Genomic DNA, 8,944 nt, shown 5'->3' on the forward strand with positions numbered 1-8,944 from the left:
AAATCACGCGTTCAGGTTGATTTTTGATTGGTTAATAAATTGTTAACATTGAAGGTATCATAGGGTTAGGGGCTTGTTTTCCCCAATCGGTATAGCATTTTCGGCGGTGTGTGCGTCTATTTTGCCACGCGGCCACACAACCTCGACGATAGCGCCAATGTGAAGAGTGTGATCTTTCTGGTGTGCGTGCCGGTCGCTGCCATTGGCAAAGCTTAGCTCTGCGCCAGAACGCTCCAGCAGGGTTTTTGCGATGAACAGCCCCAACCCCATACCTTCGTATTCTGGTCGCTGGGCATCAATGCGGATGCGTTTGCGGCGCATAAACGGATCGCCGATCCGCCCGATCAAATGCGCAGGATAGCCTTTGCCGTCATCCATGATCCGCACCAGAACCGTATCCGCCGTCCATTCGCTTTCGACCCAGACATTTTCATGGGCAAAATCCACGCCGTTCTGGATCAGGTTGCGCAGGCCGTGAATGATTTCAGGGCGCCGCAGGATGCTGGGCTGTTCCATCGGGTTCAGCCCGTCTGGCGCATCCTCGATATGAATTTCTTTGCCGCGGGCGATATGGGGTTCCGCAGCTTCGCGGATGACAGCGCTGAGCGGCGCTTGCCGCATGTGCAGGTCGTCTTTTCCGGCGCGGCCCATGGATCGCATGATGTCCCGGCAGCGGTCTGCCTGATCGCGGATCAGGCGGGCGTCCTCTTGCAGTTCGGGGCGGTCATCCAGTTCTTCGATCAGTTCCGCGCTGGTCAGTTTGATCGTCGCCAGCGGCGTTCCCAGTTCATGCGCGGCTGCGGCCACGATGCCGCCAATATCCGTAAGCTTTTGTTCCCGTGACAGTGCCATATAGGTGGCTTGCAAGGCGTCTGACATGGAATGCATTTCAACCGTCACCCGGCGCGAATATATCCCCAGAAAGATGACAGCGATGACGATCGCCACCCAGTTGCCGAACATGAACAATTCAGGCACCCGCAGGATAAACCCTTCTTCGGTGCGCAACGGCAGGTGAAATTCCGTCAGGAGCGTAACAGCCAGAATGGCGGTAATTCCCAGAAACACGGTGGATCGCAACGACAAAGCCGAGGCCGAGATTGTAACCGGCCCAAGGATCAGGATTGAAAACGGATTGTGCAAGCCGCCGGTCAGATACAGCAACATGCTAAGTTGCAGCAGATCAAACAGCACCATCAACAGGTTTTCAGTTTCCGTCAGGCGTTTGCTTTCGGGAAAAATGAACATGGCAATCAGGTTGCCAACCACGGACACCGAAACCACCAGCACGCACAGGCCAAATTCCAGCGACAGGTTCAGCATATGTTGCGCAACGAAAAGTGCGGTCAACTGTCCGGCAATCGCCACCCAGCGTAACAGGATGATCGTCCGTAGTTTGATCCAGTTGCCACGATCGCGGCCTTTCAGTACGCCAAAGTTGGTTTGGTTCATCTGCGCCGCTTCGTCCCGTTGAACTTGTCAGTTCAGTGTTAAATATGCATGGACAACAGATCAATAATGTTCCCGAGGAAGGATAGTCCGATGTCCCGCACCCTGATTGCTGTTACCTCTGCCGTTGCTATTGCCGGATTGCTGGGGGCCACATGGTTCGTGACCTCGGGGCCGGGTGACGCGGATAAATATGCGGCGTGCCGCACATCGGCCGTGGCAGGTGGCACATCGCAGATCGGTGGTCCGTTCACGCTGGTGGATGAAAACGGCACCACCGTCACGGACAAAGATGTGATTGATCAGCCCACGCTGCTGTATTTCGGCTATACGTTCTGTCCCGATGTTTGCCCGTTGGATAATTCCCGTAACGCCGAAGCGGTGGAAATTCTGGAAAACCGCGGCACGATTGTGAAGCCGGTCTTTATTTCGATTGATCCAGATCGCGATACGCCGGAAACCCTGCGTGATTTTACGGAAAATCTGCATCCCCGGATGCTGGGCCTGACGGGTTCCCCCGAACAGGTAAAGGCCGCCAGCCAAGCCTATCGGACGTATTTCAAGAAACAGGAACCGGAAGAAGGCGACGAGGAATATTACCTGATGGACCATTCCACCTTTACCTATCTGGTTTTCCCGGACGAAGGATTTGTCGAATTTTTCCGCCGGGATCTGGCGCCCGAGCAGATGGCGGACAAAGTACAGTGTTTCATGGATGCCCATTAACCACCTGCGAATGTTTGACGCAGACAACGGGCCGATATAGAACGATTTTCAACCCATCGTTCTGACCCGGAGGAGATACGCATGGCGGAAAACCTACAGGAACTCGGCGAGGATAAGACTCTTCTCCTTGTGGATGATGACGAGCCGTTCCTGAAGCGATTGGCCAAGGCGATGGAAAAGCGTGGCTTTGCCGTGGAAACGGCGGGATCGGTTGCTGCCGGTCGGGCAATCGCCACGGCTCGCCCGCCTGCATACGCGGTTTGTGATCTGCGGCTGGAAGATGGCAACGGTCTGGATGTGGTCGAGGTGCTGCGCGAGAAGCGCCCGGATTGCCGGATTGTGGTGCTGACAGGGTACGGCGCGATTGCGACGGCTGTGGCGGCTGTAAAAATCGGGGCTACGGATTATCTGTCGAAGCCTGCGGATGCGACCGACATCACCAACGCGCTTTTGGCAAAGACAGATGAATTACCCCCACCCCCGGAAAACCCGATGAGCGCGGACCGTGTGCGGTGGGAACATATTCAGCGTGTCTATGAACTGTGTGATCGCAATGTTTCAGAAACGGCCCGCCGTTTGAACATGCACCGCCGCACACTTCAGCGTATTTTGGCCAAGCGCTCCCCGCGCTAAGGCGGGGTGTGCTTATTTCATGCGCGCCAACAGCGCCATGTGCCGGGCGGTATAATCGTTTCGCACGGCAACGGGTGCGCGCAGTTGAATGGTCAGGCCTTCGATCAGCGAAGGATCGGGCTTGCCGAAAAACTTGTTCGCTTCGAGAAGCGAAAACCCTGCGATTTGCGTGGCTTCCATCCATGCACTGATTTTATCCGCCCGTTTGATCTGTTTCTTGACCGTCGCGGGGATCTGCGCGGGCAGACCAAAGCGGATGTGGATGGCGGCTGTCAGGCGGTGATCCAGTTCACCATAGCCGGGGCCAACAGCGGCCTTTACCGGGGAAATCATATCCCCGATCACGTATTCCGGGGCATCATGCAGCAGCGCGGCCAATTGCCATTTTACCGGCGCGTTGGGGTACATGCGGGAATAAAGCTGTTCCACCAGCAATGAATGCTCTGCCACGGAATAGGGATAATCCCCAAAGGTTTGGCCATTCCAGCGGGCAACAAAAGCTAACCCGTGGGCGATGTCCTCGATTTCGATATCCATCGGGGTTGGGTCCAGCAGGTCCAGCCTGCGGCCGGACAGCATCCGTTGCCATGCGCGGGGGGGCTTTGCCATTGTTACCTCGGGTCGTTTGTCGCGGTTATAGCAGCCTGTCAGCGGGGGCAAAGACCCGGTTGGCGTGCAGCTTTTGTTTCAGCTCATATCCCAGATGGCCCAGCTTTGCCTTGATCCAGCGTTTATAGCGGAATTCCTCGAGTATCAGGATAGGGCGACACCGGGCGATGATGTCCATAGCCCCTTCTAATGCGGCGCGTTCATGGCCTTCGACATCCAGTTGCAGGATGGAAATCTGCCGATCCGCAGGCACCGCGCTGTCCAGCCGGATCGCGGGCAGCGTTTCTACGCCGGGACCGTCCTGTTCAACATAACGGCTGTGCCCACCCAGCGGATTCCCCTGCGCATCGCGGGTTTGAAACCGGATATGACCGTCTGTGTTGGACAGGGCGGCATTGGTCAGGGTCACGTTTTCCAGCCCGTTCAGGGCGATGGTTTCCTGTGCATGGGCATATGAATTCGGGTTCGGTTCAAAAGCCCAGATTTGCGCCCCTCTGGTCATTGCGGCACTTAGCCCCGGCAGAAAATCACCAAAGAAGGTTCCGGCATGGATAATATCCCCAGTCCCGGTATGATCGCGCATAAAACGGATCGTATTGGGTTCATAGACCTCGCCAGATTTGACCAGCCGCACAGCGGGGCGATGATCCAACCCTTCGGGGACCGAGTATTGCCCATATTCGTTGCTGGCTGAATTGTTGTGAACAATGTCCATTATGTCGCCCGTATCGTTCTATTTCCCAAGACAATCATTAGCCGGTTAATTTGGCAAGAATTTGACCGTGAATTTGACCGGGCGGCAGTCATTGTTACATCACATCAGGAATGATAGATGCCCCCAAACACCGCAGGAGCAAGCCCCGTGACCGATTACACCGTGAAAGACATCGCCCTAGCCGATTTTGGCCGCAAGGAACTGGATATTGCCGAAACCGAAATGCCGGGCCTGATGGCCCTGCGTGACGAATATGGCGACAGCAAACCGCTGAAAGGGGCGCGGATCGTTGGGTCGTTGCACATGACCATTCAGACCGCCGTTCTGATTGAAACGCTGGTGGCGCTGGGGGCGGATGTCCGTTGGGCGTCGTGCAACATCTTTTCAACGCAGGACCACGCCGCTGCCGCGATTGCCAAGGCGGGTGTTCCGGTTTTCGCGATCAAGGGGCAATCCCTTGAAGAACATTGGGATTATCTGGATAAATCCTTCTTGTTTGACGATCTGCCGAACATGATCCTGGATGATGGCGGCGATGCCACGCTGTATGTGCTGCTGGGCGCGCGCGCCGAAGCAGGCGAAGATATTATTCCCGTCCCATCCTCGGAAGAAGAGGCGGTGATCAAGGCGCAGATCAAGAAACGGATGGAACAAAGCCCCGGCTGGTTCACCAAGGTCCGCGATCAGATCAAAGGCGTGTCCGAAGAAACCACCACGGGCGTGAACCGCCTGTATCAACTGGTCCGCGAAGGCCGCCTGCCTTTCCCGGCGATCAACGTGAACGATTCGGTCACAAAGTCGAAGTTCGACAATAAATATGGCTGTAAGGAATCGCTGGTCGACGGTATCCGCCGCGCCACTGACACCATGATGGCCGGTAAAGTGGCCGTGGTGTGTGGCTATGGCGATGTGGGCAAAGGCTCTGCCGCGTCGCTGCGCGGGGCTGGTGCGCGTGTCAAAGTGACCGAAATTGATCCGATCTGCGCCCTTCAGGCGGCGATGGACGGGTTCGAGGTGGTCACGCTGGAAGATGCCGTTTCCACCGCTGATATTTTCGTCACCACCACCGGCAACAAGGACGTGATCCGCATCGAGCATATGCGCGAGATGAAGGATATGGCCATCGTCGGCAACATCGGCCACTTTGACAACGAAATTCAGGTGGCCGCGCTGAAGAACCACAAATGGACCAACATCAAGGATCAGGTGGACATGATTCAGATGCCCTCGGGCAGCCGGATCATTCTTCTATCCGAAGGTCGCCTGCTGAACCTTGGGAATGCCACCGGCCACCCGTCTTTCGTGATGTCCGCCAGCTTTACCAATCAGGTATTGGCGCAGATCGAGCTGTTCACCAAAGGCGATCAGTACGAAAACAAGGTCTACATCTTGCCGAAGCATCTGGATGAAAAAGTGGCCCGCCTGCATCTGGAGCGGATCGGTGTGAAACTGTCCCAACTGTCCAAGGAACAGGCCGACTATATCGGCGTCACGCCCGAGGGGCCGTTCAAACCGGAACATTACCGCTACTAAGCGATATATCTGACGTTATGGAAACCGGCCCGCGCTTTGCCAGTGCGGGCCGGTTTTTCTTTGTGGTGGTGTGCGCTGTTGTAATGGGGCCACAAAAATGCGGCATTACCACTCTGAATTCAATTTCCTGACAAAAATAGTTGATTTTATTCCGTCAGCGATACAGGTATCGCGCGATGCCAGCCACGGCCACCCCGGACCCCCGGTGTTTCTGCCTGCAAGCACGGATCGGACCTTAGCCGATGGTGCTGACATGGCGTTTTCTGTCCTTCTGTCATGATCCAATCGCGACTGGTCCACAGAAACACGGGCGTATCATGCGATGCGTCCCTATTGGGGATTGGGAAATGAACCTTCGCTTTAAACTGGCCGCCAGCACGGCCCTTGCCCTGTTGCTTGTGGCGCCTGCAATTGCACAGGATCATCAGGAGGCGGCCTATTTGGGCCGGATCATCATTGGCTATTCCGAAGACGGAACACCGATCTATGCCGGGGAAAACACCAGCTATATCGAAGGTGAGCAGCTACAGGATACCGGCGGTAATACATCGGTTGATGATATTCTGCGGCGTCAGACATCGGTGTTCACATTGGAAGACCCCGGAAACCCGGCGATTTCGGTGAATATCCGGGGATTTGAGGGGTCGGGCCGTGTGGCCGTGTCTGTGGATGGTGTGCCACAAAACTATCGGGTCACTGGCCACACCGCACAAAGTGCGGCCTATGTGGATGAAAACATGCTGTCCAGTATCGACATCACTCGCGGCGCGGTGACGACTGTGGGCGGGTCCGGGATTGCCGGATCGGTAAACCTGCGCACAATTTCCGCCGAAGACGTGGTGCGCGCAGGCCAGAAATTCGGTGGTCTGGCGCGATTGGGCTATGGCGATAATGGCGATGAAAACGCAGGTATGCTGGCGGTTGGCTATCTGGATGACCGTTTCAGCATGTTGTTCGCTGTCAGTGGGACAGAGGCGCATAATTACGAGGATGGCGATGGGGCAGAGGTTGCCAATACCGGCCCCGATGTGCGTTCGACCCTGTTCAAGATGGGATTCAACATTGATGATCGTCAAAGCCTGAGCTTTTCGGCGAACCATTATGAAACCGATTTTTTCGCCACCAGCTATGATCAGGAAGTAACCAGCGACACCTACACGCTGGGGTATAAATTCCGTTCCGGCAGCCTGTGGAATCTGGATTTGAACGCCTATGTCGCGGATACCGAGGCTGAATATGTTGGTGGTACTGGCAGCTATATCGGGCGGGTGATGTCCACCCGGACCACGGGTGTTAACGCAACAAATGTGTCGGAATTTTCGCTGGGTGGCTGGACCGTCACCAGCGCGAATGGATTCGACTTTTCCCGTGACGAACTGGGCGGAAGCGGGGGCGGTGTGCATCCAACTGACGGCACCACCACGCGCGCGGCGTTGTTCAGTGAAAATATTTTCGTAAACGGAAACTGGGAAGTGACCGCAGGTGTGCGCGCAAATTCCTATAACGTCAAAGGGCAGGCATCGCAGGGCGGGATTGATCAGGATTACGACTCGGTCGATCCGAAGCTGACACTGGCCTATCAGGTGAATGACTGGATGCAGCCCTATGTGACGTGGTCACAAGCAACCCGGATGCCGACGCTTCAGGAAACGATGCTGGGGGGAACGCATCCCGGTGGTGGCATGGGGATGATCGCCAACCCGGATCTGCGCCCGGAGAAATCCACAGGGTACGAGATTGGGTTCAACATCAATCGCCACGGCCTGTTCAATACCGGGGATCGTCTGTCTGGGCGGGTGAATTATTACAAGATGGACGTCGAGGATTACGTGACTGCCTCTTATCCCAATGCGTTTACGAATGCGTTCGGGCAAACCGGGATTGCGTTTGTGAACCTGCCCGGCACTGCGAAAACCAGCGGGCTGGAGCTGGAGCTGAACTATGCCTATGACCTGTATGAACTGGGGCTGACTTATACCAAGAACGATTCAGACATGCCCAGCCAGATTGCAGGACTGGGGGCCGGGCAATATTTGCCGGATCAAACCCTGTCCTTGCGGATTGCCACGCATTTGATGGACAAACGGCTGACAATTGGCGGGCAGTATAACTATGTTTCGGGGGGACTGTATTCGCCGCTTTACACCCCAACCCCGGTGCAGCGTGACAGCGATTATGAGCTTTTCGATATGTTCGCGATTTATCGTCTGTCCGATAACGTCACGCTTAACGCCAAGATTTCAAACCTGTTCGACGCGACCTATGTCCCGTGGCTGTCGAATGATCAGAACGGGCCGGGCCGGACGTATTATATTGGGACGAATATCCTGTTTTGATCGTGAAAACGGCGGAAGCCGGGCGAAATTATGGGGGCAGGGGGTAAAACCCTGCCCATTTTCCCCCTGTTCAGGCGATGCTTGTCCTTGCTTTATCGGACAGCATCCTGAAACATACGAACACTCACGCCAAAGGCCATCGGAGCAAAATTATGGGAAAAAGAGACGACCTGATCGCGAAATATGCGGACGATCTGAAAAATAAATGCGGGATGACGCCGGATATGGACCTGTTGACCAAGGTCACGATCGGCTGCGGCCCCGCCATTTACAATGACGATGCGTCGACGGTTGCCGCTTCGCAGGAAAGCGAACTGGAAACCGTTAAGAACAATTTCCTGATCAAGAAGCTGGGTCTGGCCGATGGCCCTGCCCTGATGGATGCCATTAATTCGGTGATCGAAACCTATGGCCGGTCCGAGCGGAACAAATACCGCGCTGTTGTCTATTACATGCTGGTCAAGCATTTCGGCAAAGAGTCGGTTTACGGCTAAATCTGATCCGTCAGGTTTTCCAATCACGCCCGCCCACAGTGGCGGGCGTTGCGCATTTGAAGCGCATTCTAATTATTCAAGCGTTCTGAATCGCTGGCAAATGCGCTAGGGTACAGATGAACCGAGCTAGGATGGCCGGACCTAATCCAGTTTCATGTGTGGTGAGTAGGGAGCACATGGGGACCGGAAGGGCCGAGTATCCGTACCCGGCCCTTCCGACTTATTTGAATCTATTGCGGCGGTCGCGGTGAAACTGAATAAATTCGGCCCATGCCTGCGGGCTGAACAGTTTGCCGATCAATTGGCGCCGATAGGGGCCGCTTTGCGCGAACCGTCTGGCATAGCGTTTCATCCGTAAGCTTACGCCGAGGGCCGTCTGGCGGGCTGATTTCGCGAGGGTTTAACGAGTGTCCTTATGGACGCACACGAAGACACCCCCCGCATTGAAG

General features: G+C 55.5%; 8 protein-coding genes. 5 read left to right on the forward strand and 3 right to left on the reverse strand.

Going from position 1 to position 8,944, the window contains the following annotated elements; all coding sequences use genetic code 11:
• Nucleotides 1-57: 57 nt before the first annotated feature.
• Nucleotides 58-1,452 (reverse strand): sensor histidine kinase RegB, encoded by a 1,395-nt coding sequence (gene regB, locus FN828_RS02265; protein ID WP_142491748.1) that lies wholly within the window; start codon nt 1,450-1,452, stop codon nt 58-60.
• Between the two features lie 90 nt (nt 1,453-1,542).
• Between regB and FN828_RS02270 the strand changes: the two genes are divergently transcribed.
• Together FN828_RS02270 and FN828_RS02275 are read left to right on the forward strand one after the other, a co-directional pair.
• Entirely contained in the window at nt 1,543-2,175 is a 633-nt protein-coding gene (locus FN828_RS02270) for an SCO family protein (protein WP_142491749.1), read from the forward strand.
• A gap of 81 nt (nt 2,176-2,256) precedes the next feature.
• Entirely contained in the window at nt 2,257-2,808 is a 552-nt protein-coding gene (locus FN828_RS02275) for an ActR/PrrA/RegA family redox response regulator transcription factor (RefSeq protein WP_142491750.1), read from the forward strand.
• 12 nt (nt 2,809-2,820) lie between these two features.
• Here the strand turns inward: FN828_RS02275 and FN828_RS02280 are convergent, their stop codons facing one another.
• A complete protein-coding gene (locus FN828_RS02280) occupies nt 2,821-3,417 on the reverse strand; it encodes an HD domain-containing protein (protein WP_142491751.1) in 597 nt (198 codons plus the stop codon).
• A 25-nt stretch (nt 3,418-3,442) separates the two neighbouring features.
• Entirely contained in the window at nt 3,443-4,132 is a 690-nt protein-coding gene (locus FN828_RS02285) for an FkbM family methyltransferase (RefSeq protein ID WP_142491752.1), read from the reverse strand.
• Between the two features lie 117 nt (nt 4,133-4,249).
• Between FN828_RS02285 and ahcY the strand changes: the two genes are divergently transcribed.
• The 3 genes from ahcY (at nt 4,250) to FN828_RS02300 (ending at nt 8,495) form a co-directional block, all read left to right on the forward strand.
• Entirely contained in the window at nt 4,250-5,665 is a 1,416-nt protein-coding gene (ahcY, locus tag FN828_RS02290; RefSeq protein WP_142491753.1) for an adenosylhomocysteinase, read from the forward strand.
• A gap of 347 nt (nt 5,666-6,012) precedes the next feature.
• Nucleotides 6,013-8,001: a TonB-dependent receptor domain-containing protein gene (locus FN828_RS02295; protein WP_185958906.1), complete on the forward strand. Its 1,989-nt coding sequence runs from the start codon at nt 6,013-6,015 to the stop codon at nt 7,999-8,001.
• Nucleotides 8,002-8,153: 152 nt separating this feature from the next.
• Entirely contained in the window at nt 8,154-8,495 is a 342-nt protein-coding gene (locus tag FN828_RS02300; RefSeq protein ID WP_142491755.1) for a DUF2853 family protein, read from the forward strand.
• Nucleotides 8,496-8,944: the final 449 nt, after the last annotated feature.

This window comes from Thalassovita litoralis, assembly GCF_900182725.1.
Lineage (GTDB): Bacteria > Pseudomonadota > Alphaproteobacteria > Rhodobacterales > Rhodobacteraceae > Thalassobius > Thalassobius litoralis.